The following is an 18,165-nucleotide window of genomic DNA, read 5'->3' as shown; positions in this document are numbered from 1 at the left end:
GACACGGTCCGCGAACCTTCAATCGCCGCCCAGGCGTATGCGCAGGCCGTCCTGTGCGCGTGCTTCGCCTGGTGCGGGGCGGCATTCGCTGTTGAAGGCTATGGCGCCGCTGGGCGTACGCTGGGGGCGGCTGTCGCAGACCTTTTCCTGAGGCGGCGGCGCGCCCAGGGCCGCGACCGGGCGCGGGCCGCACTGCATCGCATAGCCGTTCGCCGCCGTGCCGGGGGTGCAGCTCTCCATCGCCGCCGAGGGACGCAAGCCGTCAGGCAGGCGGTCGCCCATGACGGCGGCCAGCGTCACCCGCACCCTGGCCTGGCAATGCTCCAGCGGCTCGTCCTTGCGGATGAAGGGGCTGCACTGCGACCGCTCCCAGCCATAGGGATCGGCCAGGGCGTGGGCGGGCAGGACGGGAACGGGCGCGGCGACGACGACCTCTTCGACGGGGGCGGGCGGATCGTCCGACCAGACCACGCCGGGCGCGGCCTGTTGCAGAACCAGGGCGAAAAGCAGAGCCGTCGTCATCGCGTCCCTCCTTGGTCGGGGTCTCCCGGACCAGACCTCTACCGTGTCAGCGCGCGCATGGCCTTGTCCAGCCCGTCCAGCGTCAGGGGGAACATGCGCTGGTCCATGACTTCTCGGATCAGGCTGACCGACTGGGTGTAGCTCCAGTAGCGTTCGGTCACGGGGTTCAGCCAGACCGACTTGTCCCACTGCTGGCGGGCGCGTTTCAGCCAGACGGCGCCGGCCTCCTCGTTCCAGTGCTCGACCGAGCCGCCGGGCATGGTGATCTCATAGGGGGACATGGTGGCGTCGCCGACGAAGATGGCGCGCCAGTCGCCGGGGTATTTGTTCAGCACGTCCCAGGTCGGGATCTTCTCGTTGTGCCGCCGCCGGTTGTCCTTCCACACGCCTTCGTAGAGGCAGTTGTGGAAGTAGAAGAACTCCAGATTCTTGAACTCGGTCTTCGCCGCCGAGAACAGCTCCTCGCACAGCTTGATATGGCCATCCATCGACCCGCCGATGTCGAGGAACAGCAGGACCTTGATGGTGTTGCGGCGCTCGGGCCGCATCTGGATGTCCAGCCAGCCCTGACGCGCCGTGCCGTCGATGGTGCCGTCCAGATCCAGTTCCTCGGCCGCGCCTTCGCGCGCGAAGCGGCGCAGGCGGCGCAGGGCGACCTTGATGTTGCGGGTGCCCAGCTCGACCGTGTCGTCCAGGTTCCTGTACTCGCGCTTTTCCCAGACCTTGACCGCGCGGCCCTGTTTCCCGGGCCCGCCGATGCGGACGCCCTCGGGGTTATAGCCGCCGTGGCCGAAGGGGCTGGTGCCGCCGGTGCCGATCCAGCGGTTGCCGCCCTCATGCCGCCCCTTCTGCTCCTCCAGCCGCTGCTTCAGGGTCTCCATCAGCTTGTCGAAACCGCCGAGGGCCTCGATCTGGGCCTTTTCCTCGTCGCTCAGGAACTTCTCGGTCAGCAACCGCAGCCAGTCCTCGGGAATGTCGGTGGTCAGGTCCTCGCCCGCCCCGACCGTCTCCAGCCCCTTGAACACCTTGCCGAAGACCTGATCGAACCGGTCATAATGCTTCTCATCCTTGACCAGCACCGCCCGCGACAGGTGGTAGAAGGCCTCGACCTCGCGCCCGGCCACGTCCTTGTCCATGGCCTCCATCAGATGGAGCCATTCCTTCAGCGAAACCGGAACACGGGCTTCGCGCAGGGCGGTGAAGAAGGGCAGGAGCATGGGATCAGACTGGGCCGGGATCAGCCCCGCCGCAAGATGAACTCGTGGTCGTTCCAGGCACCCACCGGATAGTCGTATTCCCCGGCCTTCTCGAAGCCATAGGCGGCGTACAGCTTCTGGGCCTTTTCATTGCCGCTCCAGACGCCGACCCACAGGGGGCCGTCGGTGTTGGCCTCCATCCATTCCAGCGCCAGCGTCAGCATCCGGGTGCCCAGACCCAGGCCTTGCGCGTCGCGGCTGATGTAGAGGCGGCGCAGTTCCGCGTGACCGGGGCGGCCATCGGGGTGGGGCAGGGTGTTGGGCCCGGTGTTGGCGAAGCCCAGGATCTCGCCGTCGCGGTCGGCCACCCACCAGGCGGCGCCGGGTTCGGTCAGCTTGGTTTGGATGGTCTCGACGCTGAAGCTCTTGTCGAGGAAGGCGGCCAGGTCGGCGGCGGGGTAGGGGATGCCAAAACCCTCGACGAAGGTGTCCACGAAGGTCTGTCGGCCCAACGCGGCCAGGGCGGCGGCGTCGTCGGGTCGGGCGGGGCGGATCAGGGCTTCGGTCATGGTCTCGGCCATACCGCCGCGCGTCCCTGCGGTCGAGGCCGCACAGGCCGCTCGCGAGGCTGTCATCGCTTGGTGGTTGCAGGGGCGCGCGGCGAGAGCTACCACCATCTTCCAAGGGGCCGACGAAGCGCTGGCCCCGTCAACCGCAATCGGGGGGATTGAGGGACGCCAAAGCCTTGATTTCAAAGGCTGCTCCCCGTGCTATGACGTCTCCCGCACTCATGACTCACACCGAATCCGCCGCATCGACGCCCAGTGAGGCGCCTCGCGCCGTCCAGGCGGCGCCGGCCTTCGGCGCCATCATTCTGGCTCGCCACGGCGAGCCGGCCCTGTCGCGCAAATGTCTGATCACCTCGGACGAATATCGTGACTGGTGGGGCCGCTACGAGGTCGGCGGTCTGCGCGCCGGCCAGACTCCGCCGCAGACCCTTCTGAGCGCCGCCGAGGGTGCGGGGGCCATCTACGCCTCTTCGCGCCGTCGCGCCCAGGAAACGGCCCAGGCCGTGGCCCGCGACCGCGAGGTTCTGGTCGACGCCCTGTTCATCGAGGCGCCCCTGCCGCCGCCGCATTTCCCGGCGTGGATCAAGCTGTCGCCGCGCTATTGGGGCGTGATCTCGCGCTTCTGGTGGCACGTCTTCAACCACCACGAAGGCCAGGAAACCCGCGCCGAGGCCGAGGTCCGCGCCGACCAGGCGGCTCGCATCCTGATCGCCCGCGCCGGCGAGGGGCAGGACGTCCTGGTCCTGGCCCACGGCTACTTCAACCACATGGTCGGCCAGCGCCTGAAGGTCCACGGCTGGCGTCTGGCCCACAACCAGGGCTTCAAATACTGGTCGCAACGTCGCTACGAGAAGCGCTGACGCCTTTCGTCGTTGATGCGCCGCGCGGGCGTCTCTAGGTTGCCCGCATCATGACCGACGCCTCCGCTTTCCCCGCCGTTTCCGCCGATCTCAGCTTCGAGGACGCCCTGTCGCGTCTGGAGGGCATCGTCTCGCGACTGGAGTCGGGCCAGGCTCCGCTGGAGGAGTCCATCGCCCTGTACGAAGAAGGCGCGCGCCTGAAGGCTCACTGCGAGGCCCGGTTGAAAGCCGCCCAGCTGCGAGTCGAGAAGATCGTCGTCGGGGCCGACGGCCAGGCCAAGGGCGTCGAGCCCGCCGAGTTCGGCTGATGTCGGACGCTGACCTCGCGCCGTCCATCGGCTTTGATGACTTCCTGAAAGTCGATGTTCGCGTCGGCCAGATCGTCAAGGCCGAGCCCTTCCCGGAGGCGCGCAAGCCCGCGTACAAGCTGACCATCGACTTCGGCCCCGCCATCGGGATCAAGAAGTCCTCGGCTCAGATCACCCATCACTACACCCTGGACCAGTTGCAGGACCGCAAGGTCGCTGCGGTGGTCAACTTCCCGCCGCGCCAGATCGGGCCGATGAAGTCCGAGGTGCTGACCCTGGGCTTCCCCGATGCCGAGGGCGAAGTCGTTCTGGTCGGCGTTGATCGCGACCTGCCGCTGGGCGGGAGGCTGTTTTGACCATGCTCGCCGCCAATTCCCCGGAACAGGCCGTTATCGACCGGGTGGCCGAGATCGCCGATCTGGTCACCGTCGCCCTCGACGAACTGCTGCCCCGCGCCGACGGTCCCGAGGCGCGTCTGACCGAAGCCATGCGTTACGCCGCGCTGGGCCCCGGCAAGCGTCTGCGCCCCTTCTTCGCTATTGAGGCGGGACGGATGCTGGAGGTCGACGAGCAGGCCGTTCTGCGCGCCGCCTGCGCCCTGGAATGCGTCCACGCCTATTCCCTGGTGCATGACGACCTGCCGGCCATGGACGACGACGACGTGCGTCGCGGCCGTCCGACCCTGCACATCGCCTATGACGAGGCGACCGCCATCCTGGCCGGTGATGCGCTGCAGACCGCCGCCTTCGACATCATCCTGGACGAAGACACCCACGACGACGCTGGCGTGCGATGCGAGCTGGCGCGGCGCCTGTCCTTCGCCTCCGGCGCGCGCGGCATGGCCGGCGGTCAGATGATCGACCTGCTGGGTGTCCGCGACGATTTGGGCGGCGTCGCCCGGATGCAGCGTCTGAAGACCGGCGCCCTGTTCGCCTACGCCTTCGAGATCCCGCTGATCATCTCGCGCGGCGGCGAAGACGCCTGGCACGCCCTGACGAGCTTCGCCCACGACGTGGGTCTGGCCTATCAGATCATCGACGATGTTCTGGACGCGGAGGGTTCGGCCGAGGAGATGGGCAAGGCCGCCGGAGGCAAGGACGCCGCCCTTGGCAAGACCAATTTCGTCACCCTGCTGGGCGTCGAGGCGGCGCGACAGAGGGTCGCGCACCTGGCCGATCAGGCCCGCTCGCACCTTGACCTGTTCGGCCACGAGGCCGAAATCCTCAAGGCCAGCGTGGACTTTGTGCTCAAACGCCGGTCCTGATAGGAAACGCGCCCGCCTCCCGCGGGTTAGAATATGACGTCCTGCGTCAAAGGCCTCCGATACCCATGCCCCACACCCCGCTTCTCGACACCGTCAAGTTTCCCGCCGATACGCGGGGCTTGGACGTTCACCAGCTGAAGCAGCTGGCGGACGAGGTGCGGGCCGAGACCATCGACGCCGTCTCGGTCACCGGCGGCCACCTGGGCTCGGCGCTGGGCGTGGTCGAACTGACGGTCGCGCTGCACCATGTCTTCGAGACGCCCAAGGACATCCTGATCTGGGACGTCGGCCATCAGTGCTATCCGCACAAGATCCTGACCGGGCGGCGTGATCGCATTCGCACCCTGCGTCAGGGCGGCGGCCTGTCGGGCTTCACCAAGCGTTCGGAAAGCGAATACGATCCCTTCGGCGCGGCCCACGCCTCTACCTCGATTTCGGCGGCGCTCGGCTTCGCCGCCGCCCGCGACGCCAAGGGCGAGAAGAACCGCGTCGTGGCCGTCATCGGCGACGGCTCCATGTCAGCGGGCATGGCCTATGAGGCGATGAACAACGCCGCCGAGGCCACCCACGGCCAGCTGATGGTGGTGCTGAACGACAACGACATGTCGATCGCCCCGCCCGTCGGCGGTATGAGCGCCTATCTGGCCAAGCAGGTCTCGGGCGGCGCCTATCAGAACATCCGCAAGGTCGGGAAGAAATTCGTCGATCACATGCCGCGCCCCTTCCGCGACGCGGCGCGCAAGGCCGAGGAATACGCCCGCGGCATGATCGTCGGCGGCACCTTCTTCGAGGAACTGGGCTTCTACTACATCGGGCCGATCGACGGTCACGACATGGAAAATCTGGTCCCCATCCTGAAGAACGCGGCCGCCATCACCGACCGTCCGGTGCTGGTCCACGTCGTGACGCAAAAGGGCAAGGGCTACGCCCCGGCCGAGAACAGCGCCGACAAGTACCACGGCGTGGTCAAGTTCGACGTCGTCTCGGGCAAGCAGGCCAAGGCCGTCTCCAACGCCCCCAGCTACACCAAGGTTTTCGGCACAGAGCTGATCAAGCACGCCCGCAACGACCCCAGCATCGTGGCCATCACCGCCGCCATGCCGACGGGCACGGGTCTGGACCTGTTCGGTCAGGCCTTCCCTGACCGCACCTTTGATGTCGGCATCGCCGAGCAGCACGCCGTCACCTTCGCCGCCGGTCTGGCTGCGGACGGGATCAAGCCGGTCTGCGCCATCTATTCGACCTTCCTTCAGCGCGGCTACGACCAGGTCGTCCACGATGTGGCCATCCAGTCCCTGCCGGTGCGCTTCGCCATGGACCGCGCCGGTCTGGTCGGCGCCGACGGCGCGACCCACGCGGGCAGCTTCGACATCGGCTTCATGGGGGCACTGCCCGGCATGGTGCTGATGGCCGCCGCCGACGAGGCGGAACTGGCCGCCATGATCTCGACCTCCCTGGCCATCGACGACCGCCCCAGCGCCTTCCGCTATCCGCGCGGCGACGGCGTCGGCGTCGAGATTCCTGAACTGGCCGCCCCGCTGGAGATCGGCAAGGGCCGCATCGTCCGCGAAGGGACCTCGGTCGCCATTCTGTCGCTGGGCACCCGCCTGCAGGAATCGCTGAAGGCCGCCGACCTGCTGGCCGCGCGCGGCGTCTCGGCCACCGTCGCCGACGCCCGCTTCGCCAAGCCGCTGGACGCCGACATGATCCTGCGTCTGGCGCGCGAACATGAGTGCCTGATCACGGTGGAAGAGGGCGCCATGGGCGGCTTCGGCGCCTTCGTCCTGCAACTGCTGGCCGAGAAGGGCGCGCTGGACGGCGGTCTGAAGATCCGCACCCTGACCCTGCCCGACGTCTTCCAGGACCAGGACAAGCCCGAGATCATGTACGCCCAGGCCGGCCTCGACGCCGACCACATCGCGGCGACCGCCCTGACCGCCATCGGCGTCGACGCCAGCCGGGCGGTGCGGGCGTAATCCACCGTCGTCGCTCGGGAGGGCCGCGGCTGACGTCTAGGCTGCGGGCTCTTGCGAGGGCGCTGCGGCGCGACTCGTCGTCGCGCACGCAACTTTGACGGTTCCAAATCGGTTTCATCCCGGTAAAACTAGGGCGAAAGCCTTGCCGTGGCGGCCTCGCGCCCCCAGATTAAGGCTTCCAGCCCCAAGGAAACCCTTCACCGACGCAGGAGCGCCGATGCCGCATGCCGACAGCCTGATTATCACCCTGGTCGGAGGCTTCGTCCTCGCCTTCGTGTTCGGCATGTTGGCCAATCGGCTGAAGCTGTCGCCTTTGGTCGGTTATCTGGTGGCGGGGGTCGTGGTCGGCCCCTACACGGGCGGCTTCGTCGCCGACACCGAGCTGGCGCCCCAGTTGGCCGAGATCGGCGTCATCCTGCTGATGTTCGGGGTCGGGCTGCACTTTTCGCTGGCGGACCTGATGAAGGTGCGCAAGGTCGCCATTCCCGGCGCCCTGGTCCAGATCGCCGCCGCCACTGTCCTGGGCTGGGTCCTGGGCCGGTTCCTGCTGGGGCTCGGCGACGTCGAGGCCCTGTTGCTGGGGTTCTCTCTGTCGGTGGCCTCGACCGTGGTGCTGCTGCGGGCGCTGGAAGAGCGCAAGCAGCTCAAGACCGACGCCGGCCGCATCGCCATGGGCTGGCTGATCGTCGAGGATCTGGTGATTGTCATCGCCCTGGTCATGCTGCCGTTGCTGATCATCGCGCCGGGTGAAACGCTGAGCGGCGCCGAACTGGCCAAGTCCATCGGCTGGACCCTGGTCAAGGTCGCCGGTTTCGTTAGCGTCATGCTGGTCGTCGGCGCCAAGGTCCTCCCCTGGGTTCTGGTGCGGATCGCCCACACCAAGTCGCGTGAACTCTTCACGCTTGGCGTTCTGGCCATCGCACTGGGCATCGCCTGGGTCGCCTATTACCTGTTCCATTCCTTCGCCCTGGGCGCCTTCCTGGCAGGTCTGGTGCTGAACAGCTCGCCGCTGGGCCACAATGCCGCCGAGCGCTCGCTTCCGCTGCGCGACGCCTTCGCCGTGCTCTTCTTCGTCTCGGTCGGCATGCTGTTCGATCCGATGATCCTGGTGCGCGAGCCTCTCGCCGTTTTGGGCGTCCTGGGCATCGTCATCATCGGCAAGTCCCTGGCGGCCCTGGCCATCACCACGGCCTTCAAGCTGGACCGACCGACCAGCCTGACCGTCGCCGCCGCCCTGGCTCAGATCGGCGAGTTCTCCTTCATCCTGGCCGCCATCTCGGTGTCCCTGGGCGCCATGAGCCGCGAAACCCACGACCTGATCCTGGCCGCAGCCCTGCTGTCGATCTCGCTCAATCCCTTCGTCTTCGCCCTGATCGACCGGATGGGCGGGCGGATCGTGACGCCGCCCAAGAAGGAAGAACCCAAGGCCGCCCTGGCCGACGTCATGTAATGAAAAGAGGCCCGGAGATCGCTCTCCGGGCCTCTTCGCATCCGCGTCCTGGCAGGGGGGCTAAAGGACGCCGATCATGCTCGCGACCAGGGGGTGGCGCACGATGTCGCGTTCGGCCAGGCGGACCACGGCGATCTCCGGCACGGCCTCCAGCCGCTCGGCGATGTCCGACAGGCCCGACACGCCGGGCAGCAGGTCCGACTGTTGCGGGTCGCCCGTAACCACCATGGTCGAGTGCCAGCCCAGCCGGGTCAGCAGCATCTTGAGCTGGACGTAGGTGCAGTTCTGGGCCTCATCCACCACGATGAAGGCGTTGTTCAGCGTGCGGCCGCGCATGTATCCGATGGGGGCGATCTCGATCAGGCCCTCGGCCATCAGGGCCTTGACCCGTTTCATGCTGAGCCGATCCGACAGGGCGTCGTAGAGGGGGCGCAGATAGGGAGCCAGCTTGTCCTCCATGTCGCCGGGCAGGAAGCCGATGGACTCCCCGGCCTCGACCGCCGGGCGCGACAGGACGATGCGGCCGACCTTGCCGGCCTCCAGCGCCTCGACCGCCTTGGCCACGGCCAGATAGGTCTTGCCGGTGCCGGCCGGGCCCAGGGCGAGGACCAGATTGGCGTGGTCGATGGCGGCCATCAGTTCGGCCTGACCGTCCGACTTGGGCTTCAGCGTCTTGAGGTAGCCCTGGTCGCGTTCGTCGTTGGAGGGATAGGGCGACCAGCCGTTGCGGGGCGGCAGTCGCCGCACCTTGGCGTCCTGCAGGAACTCCCGCGAGTCCAGCACGCCTTCGCGGACCTGATGCTTGATGGCCGAACGCTTCGTCATGAACGCCTCCAGGGCATGAAAAAAGGCGCGCCCGGCAGGGACACGCCTTGGTCGTCGGTGGGGGAGGAGGGGACCGGAGCCACGCAGCAGCCGCCCGGATCAGCCGCAGGATCGTCGCCGCAGCAGAGGCGTCGTCCTGGAACCGGTCGCGAACACGCCACGCGCATTCTCCAGTATCTGACCGGACCGGGCTTGATCCGGCTTCGGATCCGGGGCCGAAATGGCGACCTCGAATCGCATCAACAGAATGATGCTAACGTAGTTTATGAGGGCTTAAAGCCATCATTTTCTGAAACATAAGGCGTGTTCGGATGAGTGTTTACAGTCTTGGCGACAGCAAGCCGCAGCTTCCGCCGGAGGGCGAATACTGGATCGCGCCGAATGCAACGGTTCTAGGGAATGTGATTCTGCATCCCGGCGCCAGCATCTGGTTCAACACGGTTTTGCGAGGCGACAATGATCCCATCGTGGTCGGTCGCGACAGCAATATTCAGGACGGCAGCATCCTGCACACGGATGTCGGCTCGCCCCTGTCGATCGGCGCGGGGGTGACCGTGGGCCACAAGGCCATGCTGCACGGCTGCACCATTGGCGACAACAGCCTGGTCGGCATCGGGGCGGTGATCCTGAACGGCGCGCGCATCGGTAAGAACTGCCTGATCGGCGCCAACGCCCTGATCACGGAGGGCAAGGTCATTCCGGACAACAGCCTGGTCATGGGGCAGCCCGGAAAGGTGGTGCGAGAACTGGACGAGGGGCAGATCGAGGCCCTGCGCATATCCGCGCAGCACTATGTTCAGAACTGGAAACGCTATGTGCGGGATTTGCAGCCTTTGACCTAGCTTCGAGCCTGACGCGTCAGGATGGCACAGCTTGTCGGTCGTCGGCGCGTAATCGGGCAACGGAAACGCAAGGCTTTTGCGCTTTCATGCAGCATTGAACCGGCCCGCGACTTGCAAGGCGCGGGGCAAGAACAATGCAGGAGCCCAGCCGATGCGGGTGCGGATCAAGACTTTGCTGGCGGCCGCCGGTGCCCTTATCGGCGCCATGGCGATCGCTGACGCGGCGGCGGCGCAATGCGGAGGCAACACCTGCCAGCCGCCTCCGCCGCCCCCTCCGCCGCCGATCCCCGGCGGGCCTTGCGGCGGCGGCGGATGCCAGCCGCCCTCGCCGCCGCCGACCTATCCAGGCTGTGGTCCGCGCGGCTGCCAGCCGCCGGTTGCACCGCCGTGCTGCGGCTCGGGCGGCAATGTGAACGTGAACGTCAATGTGAACGCCAATGCTTCGGCCACGGCGCGCGCCTTCGCCGGCTCACGCAGCGGCGCGACGGTGATCGTCGGCGGGGGCGGCGGCGCCTACTTCAACGTTGACCAGCCCTATCCGACGACGATCCAGGGCCTGACGGTCGAGGGCAAGACGATGGATATGATCCGCGTTCCCTATACGGCCTCGCGCCGGATGGAGAAGCGGGTGGTCATCCAGGCCGTCTGCATCGACGACCGCGCCGTGCCGCATCCGGCCTCGCAGGTTCGTCCTGGCCGCGACGTGGCCATGGACTATGAGGGCGAGCTGTACCGCTGCATCGCCGGAACCAAGCTGCAATGGACCATCGCTGATGAAGCCGGCGGCCCGGGCGAAACCATCAACTGCAACAAGCGTGACGCTCTGTGGTACGGCCGCGGCGGCCAGCTGGAGTGCCGTCCGGAGAAGCAGGAGCGCGACTGCAACGAGCGTTCGCTTCTGCGCCGCTATGGCGCGGGCGTGAAGGTGCTGACCATGATCCGCGAAGAGACCTACACCGAATACCGCGAGGAGATGGTCGAGAGCGCCGGGGCCGTGGCTTCGGGCGCGGTGATCATGCTGGACGGCGGCGTCGGCGGCCGCGTCTTCTGAACAGGCCGTTCAGCCTGGCGTCAGCCGAGTTGAGCTAGAGTTGGACCATCGACTCTCCGTCGATTAGGCCAAAAGACTTGGGGCCCCGATCCGCTGGATCGGGGCCCCTTTTTCGTCGACGTCAACCCAGCCTTACTGGGTCGCAGCCTTGTCCGACACGACCTCGGCCTTCCATGCCGTGTCCGCCTTCAGGTACTGCCGTGCGGCGGCCTGAATATCGGCGGCGGTGAAGGATTCCAGATCGCTGATGTGCGTCTGGATCTGCTCCAGTGAGGCCGGTTTGGCGGCCAGGTCTTCGAGTTGGCCGAGCCAGTACTCGTTGCCGGCCTGGCTGCGACGCAGGGACTCGATGACCGGCAGGCGGGCGCGGTTCAGTTCGTCCTCCGTCACAGGGGCGTCGCGCAGGGAGGCGGTGATCGCGTCCACGGCAGCGTAGAAGGCCGGGATCTTGTCCGCCGCCGTCTCCGCCATGACGAAGATGGAGCCGTAGCCCTTGAACACGTCCGAGGACGAGGAGGCGACGCGCGGAGAATAGGCCAGGGCCTGCTTCTCGCGGATTTCCTCAAGCACGCGCAACTTGAAGACCTCGGCCAGGATGTTGACCTTGCGGGCCTCGGTGCGGTCATCGACGGAGTCCGTCGTCGGCCAGGCGATGTAGCCCAGGGCCTGCTCGGCCGGACCCGAGTGGGTCAGGCGCACCGGCTGGGCGGTCGGCGCCGGGAAGCGACGCTGGTCCGAACCAGGCAGGGGCTGGGCGGCCGGGGCGCGGGCGGGCAGGGCGGCGAAGGTCGAAGCCACGGCCTTGATCGCATCATCGACCGTGACGTCGCCGACCATGACGATGTCGATCGGGCCCGACGCCATGCCCTGGATGACGCCTTGCTTCAGCTCGTCCAGGGTGAAGGCGGCGATGTCCGAAGCAGCCGGCACCGTCTCGCGCTTGTCGCCGCTGGCCAGAAGGCCGGCGGCCTGGATGCCGAAGGCGCCGCCGGGCGTCGCGCGCTGCTGGGTCAGGATCTGCGGGAAGAAGGCCTTGATCTGCTCGAACGGCGCCGGGCGCAGGCCCGGATCGGTCAGATAGGCGGCCAGCACCTGCATCTGCAGCTGCAGATCAGCGGGGCGGGTTGCGCCCGACAGCTGATAGGCGTCGCCGTCGATCGAGAAGCCGGCGCTGTAGATCTTGCCCGTCAGGACGCGGCTCAGTTCATCCGCCGTCAGCTTGCCGAGGCCGCCCTGGGTGAAGACCATCGGAGCCAGCATCTGGGAGGTGAAGCGGTCGGTCGGCAGGCCTTCTTCGCCGATGCCGGTGCGAACCGTCATCAGGATCTGCTCGTCCTTGAAGTCGGTCGGCTTGACCGTCAGGCGCACGCCGTTGGGGAAGGTCACGACCGTGGCGCCGACAGCGGCGACCTCGGTGCGGCTGCTGGGAACTGCAGCGGCGCCGAAATCGGCATAGGGCCATTCCAGTTGAGCCTGTTCGGCGCGGGCGGTGACGGCGACGGTGCGGCTGGCTTCCAGGGCGGCGGTGACGCCCGCTTCGCCGCCTTCGATTGCTTCAGGCGTGATGACCAGAGCCAGAGGACCGTAGCCTTCGAACACGGCCTTGACCGCCGTGCTGACCTGCTCGGCCTTCAGATCCTTCACGCTGGCCTCGAACCGGGCGAGGTTGTCAGCGGGGGAGGAGAAGACCTTGTCGTCATTGGCCGAGCCCAGCAGGGCGTTGGCCAGGGCCGGGGTGCTGCGCGTTGCGGCGGCCTGAACGGCGTTCTCCAACGCGGTGCGGGTGTTGGCGATCTCGCGGTCGAGTTCGGTCTGGGTCACGCCGAACTGCACCAGGCGGCGCTGCTCCTGCTCGATGGTTTCCAGCGCGCGCTTCAGGCCGCCGGGGTTGAAGCTGGCCGAAACGCTGCCGAGGTCGACGGTGTCGAACAGGCTGCCCTTGCTGGCGCTGGCGCCGATAAAGGGCGGATTGTCGGCGCGAGCGATCTCGCCCAGACGACGGTTCAGAACCGCGAGGCCCAGGTTCTGCACCAGGGCTTCGCGACGTTCGGCGACGGTGTCGGGGTCCAGGTCAGGGTTGCGGATCCAGTTCAGCTGGATCGAGGACTGGATGCCCGGCTCGACCAGGATGCGGGTTTCGGCCGAACGTGGCGCGACGGTTCCCAGATCGGGATTCGGGCCATCAGCGGCCTTGGGCGTCCAGTCGCCGAAGGTCGCCTTGATCTTGGCTTCCATCTGATCGACGTCGAAGTCGCCGACCGCGATTATGGTGGCGCGTTCGGGGCGGTAATAGGCGTTGTAGAACTCGACGAAGCGTTCGCGCGGAGCCGAGCGAATAATGCTGAGGTCGCCGATCGGCAGGCGGTTGGCCAGGCGCTGACCGGGCGCCAGCAGGGCGATCTGGGCCTTGAGCGAGCGCAGGCCGGGGGTGTTGCGCAGGCGCTCTTCGCCCTCGATGACGCCGCGCTCTTCGTCGATCGCCTCAGCCTTCATCAGGGCTTCAGAGACCTGTTCGCGCATGATGCGCAGCGAGGTGTCGACGGTCTCGTCATTGGTGCGCGGCAGCTCCAGGGTATAGGCGGTCTGGTCGAAGCTGGTGAAGGCGTTGGTATCGGCGCCGAAGGCCAGGCCGAGACGTTCCAGGATTCGCAACAGGTCGTTCTCGGGCACATTGGTCGTGCCGTTGAAGGCCATGTGCTCCATGAAGTGGGCCAGACCCAACTGGTCGTCATTCTCCATCAGCGAACCGGCCGCGATCCGCAGGCGCAGCGAGGCCTGCCCCGGGGGCGTGGCGTTCTTCATGATGGCGTAGCGCATGCCGTTCGGCAGGGTGCCGAAGCGGACGGCGGGATCGGCCGGGATGTCGCTGGCGGCCTGGGCCCAGGCGCTGGAGGGCTGGGCGTTCTGCGCGACCGCGGCGGGCGCCGTCGAGCTGACGGGCATGGCGACGGCGGGCAGGGCGGCCGCGCCAAGAAGGGCGAGGCTTGAGGCGGCAAGCAGCAGATGGCGAGCGGATCGCATTCAGTAGTCTCCGGACCGTGCGATCAGGCTGCCCCCGGGACTGACTGCGGCCCTGCACGTTGGTCGCGTGCAATGACCTATGCACGTTCGCTCAAAGTGACAAACGTGCTTGACTGCCTCAAGTTACCGAAAGTTAATTTCCTCCGGTCCGCGTGACGTAGAAGGTCGCGGAATTGCCGACCGCGTTGGCGCCGGCGATGACGTTGCGGCCATTGCCGTTGATGGTGGAGTTGACGATCGCGCTGACGTTGCCGCTGTTGCTCTGAACATTGCGAACCTGGAGGTCGCCGCCGCACTCGGCGCAGGCGTAGCCGGTGACCGAGTTGCCCGCGGCGTTGGCGCCGACGTAGGCGTCGTATCCTTTCTGGCCGACAAAGGAGGCAGTGGCTTCGACCCCGCCCGAGTTCATCTGCGTATTGTCGATGTCGACATAGATGTCGTTGTTGCCGATCGTGACCTCGTTGGCGACGGCGCTGGCGGCTGCCGTCCCCTTGCCGAAGTCGTAGGAGTTCAACTGAACCGCGCCGCGAATCTGGGCGGTGTTCTCCTGATCCGTGGTGGGGACCAGGGATCCGCCCTGGTTGTAGAAGGTGGCCTGGTTGCCGCCGGCGTGGGCGCGCGCGGCCAGGTTCCAGCCGTTACCGGCCCATACACCCGTGCCAGCCTCGACCATGGCGCCGGACGAGCGTTGCCGCACCTCCAGTTCCTGGTTGGCCGAAGGACCCGACGTCGCCTGAACAGTGTTGGCCACGGCCTGGCTGGAGAACTCGGCCGGGTCGCGCACAAAGCGAGGGGAAGCCTGATTGGTGGCGCGGACGTCGCCGGTCACTGTCTGATTGATCGAGCCGACCAGGGATGCACGGTCGCCGCCGGATCCGCTTCCGGCCAGTGCGACCGTATTGCCCATAGCGGCGGCGGCGATGGTCCCACCGCCGATCAGCCGCGCGTCCTGTCCGGTGATGACGGTTGTCGCCGTGACGTCGCCGCTGACCGTCTGGGTCGCGTCGATCGCCATCTGCGCACTCGCCGCCGTGCCAGCCAGATAGTTGCCGCTCGCCTGGGTGACGCTGGTCACAAGGCCGTTGGTGTCGCCATCTAGGGTGAGCGTGGTCGAAGCCGAAGTCTCGCCGCGCATGTCCTGGGACGAGCGGACGTCGAGGTCCTGGCCATCTGCGCCGCCGGTCAGGCTATTGCCCTGGGCGGCGTTGGACACAGTGACCTGATCGCTGACGTCGATGACGTTCAGCGTCTGGCCCGCGACGACGTCGCCCAGCTGAAGCTGTTCGTTCAGGACCAGACCGCGGTCCTGGGCGACGACCTCAGTAGCGGCCGCGGCGCACATCGCCGTCGCGGCGATCGTGCCAGCGAGACGGATCCGCGCGAGTCTGACCATTGTTCGTGTCCGTGTTTGCATAGGCGGGGTAGTAGCCGCCGGTCGGGCCGACGGGAGAGTCGCCCAGAGGATCATTGGCGGGGTTGAGGCAGACCTCGGGTCCCGGGGCGCCGTAGAGATTGGCCATGAACTCGACCGTGGCGCGTTCCACCAGGGCGCGGACGGCCAGTTGCACGGGCTCAAGGCCGCTGGTCCCGGCCGAAATGTCGAAGACGTTGCCGTTCAGGAAGTCGAAGACGCCCGCCGAAACCTCGCGGCCGACGATCTGCTTCTGATAGGAGACGACATCGACGACCTCGAGCGTGGTGGTTTGAACCAGACGCAGGTCGATGGCCACGTTCATGACGAAGACCTTGCCGGTCAGCATGCCCGAGCCGCCGTTGTCTTGAACCTCGCCGCCGGCGATGTCGAACCCGCCCGAGCGGATGTTATAGTTCACCTCGGTGATGCCGCCGACGACATAGAAGTCGGATCCGGGCACCTGACCGGCGAGAATGCGACGGTAGGCGGCGTCCTGCGGCCCGCCGTTCGGCTGGTCGTCGCTGATCAGCTTGTTGTTGGCGTAGCGCAGTTCAAGCTCGGACACCGAGGTGTCGTAGCGTTCAACGATGCGCGCGCCGGCCTTGGCCAGGGCGGTATTCGCCATCAGGGACGCCCCCTGGGTGATCTGGCGCCCGCCGTCCGAGGAGATCGAACCCGTGTAGTCGCTGATCCGGCCCACCGCCATGCGCGGCGACGGCAGGTTGTAGCGGCGGGCGTAGTCGGCCAGGCAGTAGAGAGCGGTCGAATAGGGTGTCGGGTTGGACGTCACCGGGGCATTACCGATCGGCGCGGCGTACTGGCCCGACGGTCCGGCGCTGGTGCTGACGCAGCCGGCCAGAACGCTGGAGACGGCGGCCACGACGGCGGCGGCCCGCAGCGGGCGATTGAAGCGTTGTGCGGTCATCAGAAGTTCAAGGTCCCGTTCAGGGCGGTTCCGGCGGTGATATTGCCGGTATTGGTCTGCTTGGAGTTGACGATCACCGTGTTCCGGTTGCCCTGAACCACGACGTTGAGGCTGTTGCCGATCGCGGTCGCGCCGCCGATGGCCGTGCCGTTGCCGGAGGAGCCGGCGCCGACGTGGCCGCTCGACACGCCTGCGGTTGAACTGGAATAGCTGCTGGCGCCGGACTGGATGATGCCGTTGACGATCAGGCGATTGCCGTTGGCGTCGCGGGTCGAGCCGCTCGAGGGCTGGGCGGTGGTGTAGCGCGAGGCGCCGTAGCCCGCCTGGAACTGGGCGGCGCCGGCCGAACCGGTCGACTGTGCGGCCGCTGCGCCGGCCGCCGTGAGGGGCAGGGCCAGGACCGCGACGGTCAGGATCAGTTTTTGAAACGGCATGAAGCACTCCGCAGGTCGATGCGGGTCGCCAAGCAACCCGCGTGCCAGTCTGGAACGCGGGTCTTAAGATCGGCTTGAGATTGCGCCGGTCTTTGTCCATCAAGGGCTTATGCAGACTTCCACCGACGGCCCGAGCGATCCCCAGCGTGAGCGGATATTCAACGCGCCTTTTCTGCCGATATTGATCGCCGCCTCGATGCCCGTCCTCTTCTGGTTTCAAGAACGGTTGCCCGATCAGGGCATGTCCATGGCTTTTCGGGCTGTGGATCTGTGGCAGGGACGATGGAGCGGACTGTTCACCTCCATGCTGCTGCACGGCGGATGGACCCATGTCGCCATGAACGCGGTCGGGGCCCTGGCCTTCGGCACGCCGGTGGCCCGATTGCTCTCGCGGGGGCTGGGCCCTCTGATCTTTGTCGCCCTTTATATCGTGAGCGGAGCCGTGGCGGCGCTGGGTTATGGACTGTGCCATCCGGGGAGCGAGAGCCATCTGGTCGGAGCTTCCGGCGCGGTGTTCGGCCTGATTGGCGCATCGACCCGTCTCATGGGGGGACACGGTCGGGTGATGCCCTTGTTCCATTCAGCTGTTTTGAAGCAGGCCGGCGCCTGGATGGCGGCTAATCTGCTCGTCGGTCTGATCGGTCTGGCTCCGGGCGCGGGCGGCGCCAGCATCGCCTGGGAAGCCCATGCTTTCGGCTTCCTGGTCGGCATCGTCCTGATCGGCCCGCTGGGTCGGTGGTTCGGACCGGGATCGGATTTGCGTCATGCCCGCGTCTGAGCGATCCTGCCGTTAGTAGCGGCCGGTCCGCGGTCGCCTCTCTGTCGGACGAGAAGGAGCCGCCATGCTGGTCGCCGAAATTCTGAAGGGGAAGGGGCAGGCGGTCTTCACCCTGTCGCCGGATACGCCTCTGATCGAGGCCTGCGCCGAGTTGGATCGCAAACGGGTCGGCGCTCTGATTGTCTGTCAGGGAGACGATGTCGTCGGCGTTCTCTCGGAACGGGACATCGTTCGGGCGATATCGCAGGACGGCGCAGCGGCGCTGTCGCAACCTGCGTCCCGCTATATGACCGCGGACGTGATCTTCGCGGAGCCGACCGAAACCGTGGCGATCCTGATGGGAAGGATGACGGATCGGCGCGTGCGCCATCTGCCCGTCCTTAGAGGGCGCGAACTGGCCGGCGTCATCTCGATCGGCGATGTCGTCAAATGCCAGATCGCCGAAGCCACACAGGAGGCTGAGAGTCTGAGGACCTATATCGCGGCGGGCTGATCGACGTTGAGAGCGATGAAAGACTCTCGTTCGTTGAGATAGTTCGTGAAACTGTCATTCAGGGCTTGTGGACTCGGGGTGGTGTCCGTATATCCGCCGCTCGCTCGGAGACGGGCGGCGGCGTTGGGTTCTGAGACGGGCCTGGCGAAGTGGATTTGGAAGCTTCGGTTTCCGGGTTTGCGAAAAGGCTGAAAAGCCTGGTTGACATGGAGATAGGCTTTCCTTAGAAGGCCGCCT

General features: G+C 66.8%; 18 protein-coding genes and 1 pseudogene. 10 read left to right on the top strand and 9 right to left on the bottom strand.

Going from position 1 to position 18,165, the window contains the following annotated elements; translation table 11 throughout:
* Positions 1–18 precede the first annotated feature (18 nt).
* From B3K53_RS09005 to B3K53_RS08995, 3 genes are read right to left on the bottom strand one after another with little or no spacing between them, the layout of a single operon-like run.
* Positions 19–522 carry a hypothetical protein gene (locus B3K53_RS09005; protein ID WP_292083884.1) on the bottom strand — a complete coding sequence of 168 codons (504 nt, stop codon included), beginning with the start codon at positions 520–522 and terminating at the stop codon, positions 19–21.
* 38 nt (positions 523–560) lie between these two features.
* On the bottom strand, positions 561–1,739 hold the full coding sequence (locus tag B3K53_RS09000; protein ID WP_292083883.1) for a vWA domain-containing protein: 1,179 nt from the start codon (positions 1,737–1,739) through the stop codon (positions 561–563).
* Positions 1,740–1,759: 20 nt separating this feature from the next.
* Positions 1,760–2,299 (bottom strand): GNAT family N-acetyltransferase, encoded by a 540-nt coding sequence (locus B3K53_RS08995; RefSeq protein WP_292083881.1) that lies wholly within the window; start codon positions 2,297–2,299, stop codon positions 1,760–1,762.
* Between the two features lie 209 nt (positions 2,300–2,508).
* On the opposite strand from B3K53_RS08995, the gene B3K53_RS08990 reads away from it, so the two are divergent.
* The 6 genes from B3K53_RS08990 to B3K53_RS08965 all read left to right on the top strand — a co-directional run bounded on the left by B3K53_RS08990 (position 2,509) and on the right by B3K53_RS08965 (position 8,145).
* Positions 2,509–3,147 (top strand): histidine phosphatase family protein, encoded by a 639-nt coding sequence (locus B3K53_RS08990; RefSeq protein WP_292083879.1) that lies wholly within the window; start codon positions 2,509–2,511, stop codon positions 3,145–3,147.
* Positions 3,148–3,197: 50 nt separating this feature from the next.
* A complete protein-coding gene (locus tag B3K53_RS08985; protein ID WP_292083878.1) occupies positions 3,198–3,455 on the top strand; it encodes an exodeoxyribonuclease VII small subunit in 258 nt (85 codons plus the stop codon).
* On the top strand, positions 3,455–3,811 hold the full coding sequence (locus B3K53_RS08980; protein WP_292083877.1) for a tRNA-binding protein: 357 nt from the start codon (positions 3,455–3,457) through the stop codon (positions 3,809–3,811). The genes B3K53_RS08985 and B3K53_RS08980 overlap by 1 nt, the downstream gene beginning before the upstream one ends.
* 2 nt (positions 3,812–3,813) lie before the next feature.
* Entirely contained in the window at positions 3,814–4,719 is a 906-nt protein-coding gene (locus tag B3K53_RS08975; protein WP_292083876.1) for a polyprenyl synthetase family protein, read from the top strand.
* Between the two features lie 65 nt (positions 4,720–4,784).
* Positions 4,785–6,695: a 1-deoxy-D-xylulose-5-phosphate synthase gene (gene dxs / locus B3K53_RS08970; RefSeq protein ID WP_292083875.1), complete on the top strand. Its 1,911-nt coding sequence runs from the start codon at positions 4,785–4,787 to the stop codon at positions 6,693–6,695.
* 217 nt (positions 6,696–6,912) lie between these two features.
* Entirely contained in the window at positions 6,913–8,145 is a 1,233-nt protein-coding gene (locus B3K53_RS08965) for a cation:proton antiporter (RefSeq protein WP_292083873.1), read from the top strand.
* A 60-nt stretch (positions 8,146–8,205) separates the two neighbouring features.
* Here B3K53_RS08965 and B3K53_RS08960 read toward each other — a convergent pair whose 3' ends face one another.
* Positions 8,206–8,982: a PhoH family protein gene (locus B3K53_RS08960; RefSeq protein ID WP_292084259.1), complete on the bottom strand. Its 777-nt coding sequence runs from the start codon at positions 8,980–8,982 to the stop codon at positions 8,206–8,208.
* Between the two features lie 299 nt (positions 8,983–9,281).
* Here B3K53_RS08960 and B3K53_RS08955 point away from each other — a divergent pair.
* Together B3K53_RS08955 and B3K53_RS08950 are read left to right on the top strand one after the other, a co-directional pair.
* Positions 9,282–9,677, top strand: a pseudogene (locus B3K53_RS08955) (gamma carbonic anhydrase family protein); the annotation flags it as partial.
* 286 nt (positions 9,678–9,963) lie between these two features.
* Positions 9,964–10,863: a hypothetical protein gene (locus tag B3K53_RS08950; protein ID WP_292083870.1), complete on the top strand. Its 900-nt coding sequence runs from the start codon at positions 9,964–9,966 to the stop codon at positions 10,861–10,863.
* Positions 10,864–10,995: 132 nt separating this feature from the next.
* Here B3K53_RS08950 and B3K53_RS08945 read toward each other — a convergent pair whose 3' ends face one another.
* The 4 genes from B3K53_RS08945 to hfaA form a co-directional block, all read right to left on the bottom strand.
* Positions 10,996–13,884: a M16 family metallopeptidase gene (locus tag B3K53_RS08945; protein ID WP_292083869.1), complete on the bottom strand. Its 2,889-nt coding sequence runs from the start codon at positions 13,882–13,884 to the stop codon at positions 10,996–10,998.
* Between the two features lie 133 nt (positions 13,885–14,017).
* The gene (gene hfaD / locus B3K53_RS08940; protein ID WP_292083868.1) at positions 14,018–15,277 is read right to left on the bottom strand and encodes a holdfast anchor protein HfaD; all 1,260 of its coding nucleotides are present in this window, start codon (positions 15,275–15,277) and stop codon (positions 14,018–14,020) included.
* Complete coding sequence (gene hfaB, locus B3K53_RS08935) at positions 15,204–16,223, bottom strand: holdfast anchoring protein HfaB (RefSeq protein ID WP_292083867.1); 1,020 nt, start codon at positions 16,221–16,223, stop codon at positions 15,204–15,206. Before hfaB ends, hfaD begins: the two co-directional genes overlap by 74 nt.
* Positions 16,223–16,657, bottom strand: coding sequence for a holdfast anchoring protein HfaA (hfaA, locus tag B3K53_RS08930; RefSeq protein WP_292083865.1), 435 nt, complete (start codon positions 16,655–16,657; stop codon positions 16,223–16,225). Before hfaA ends, hfaB begins: the two co-directional genes overlap by 1 nt.
* 247 nt (positions 16,658–16,904) lie before the next feature.
* Between hfaA and B3K53_RS08925 the strand changes: the two genes are divergently transcribed.
* Both B3K53_RS08925 and B3K53_RS08920 read left to right on the top strand, forming a co-directional pair.
* Positions 16,905–17,435, top strand: a complete 531-nt coding sequence (locus B3K53_RS08925) for a rhomboid family intramembrane serine protease (protein ID WP_292083864.1) — start codon at positions 16,905–16,907, stop codon at positions 17,433–17,435.
* Between the two features lie 64 nt (positions 17,436–17,499).
* On the top strand, positions 17,500–17,928 hold the full coding sequence (locus tag B3K53_RS08920; RefSeq protein ID WP_292083863.1) for a CBS domain-containing protein: 429 nt from the start codon (positions 17,500–17,502) through the stop codon (positions 17,926–17,928).
* On the opposite strand, the gene B3K53_RS08915 is transcribed toward B3K53_RS08920, so the two are convergent.
* Positions 17,910–18,165, bottom strand: a 256-nt coding sequence (locus B3K53_RS08915; RefSeq protein ID WP_292083862.1) for a hypothetical protein, incomplete at its 5' end; no start/stop codon positions are given. The two genes, B3K53_RS08920 and B3K53_RS08915, sit on opposite strands and share 19 nt — an antisense overlap.

Source organism: Brevundimonas sp. UBA7506 (assembly GCF_002479495.1).
Classification (GTDB): Bacteria; Pseudomonadota; Alphaproteobacteria; order Caulobacterales; family Caulobacteraceae; genus Brevundimonas.
Note: the sequence above shows the minus strand (reverse complement) of the source record. Positions and strands in the feature narration are given on the sequence as shown.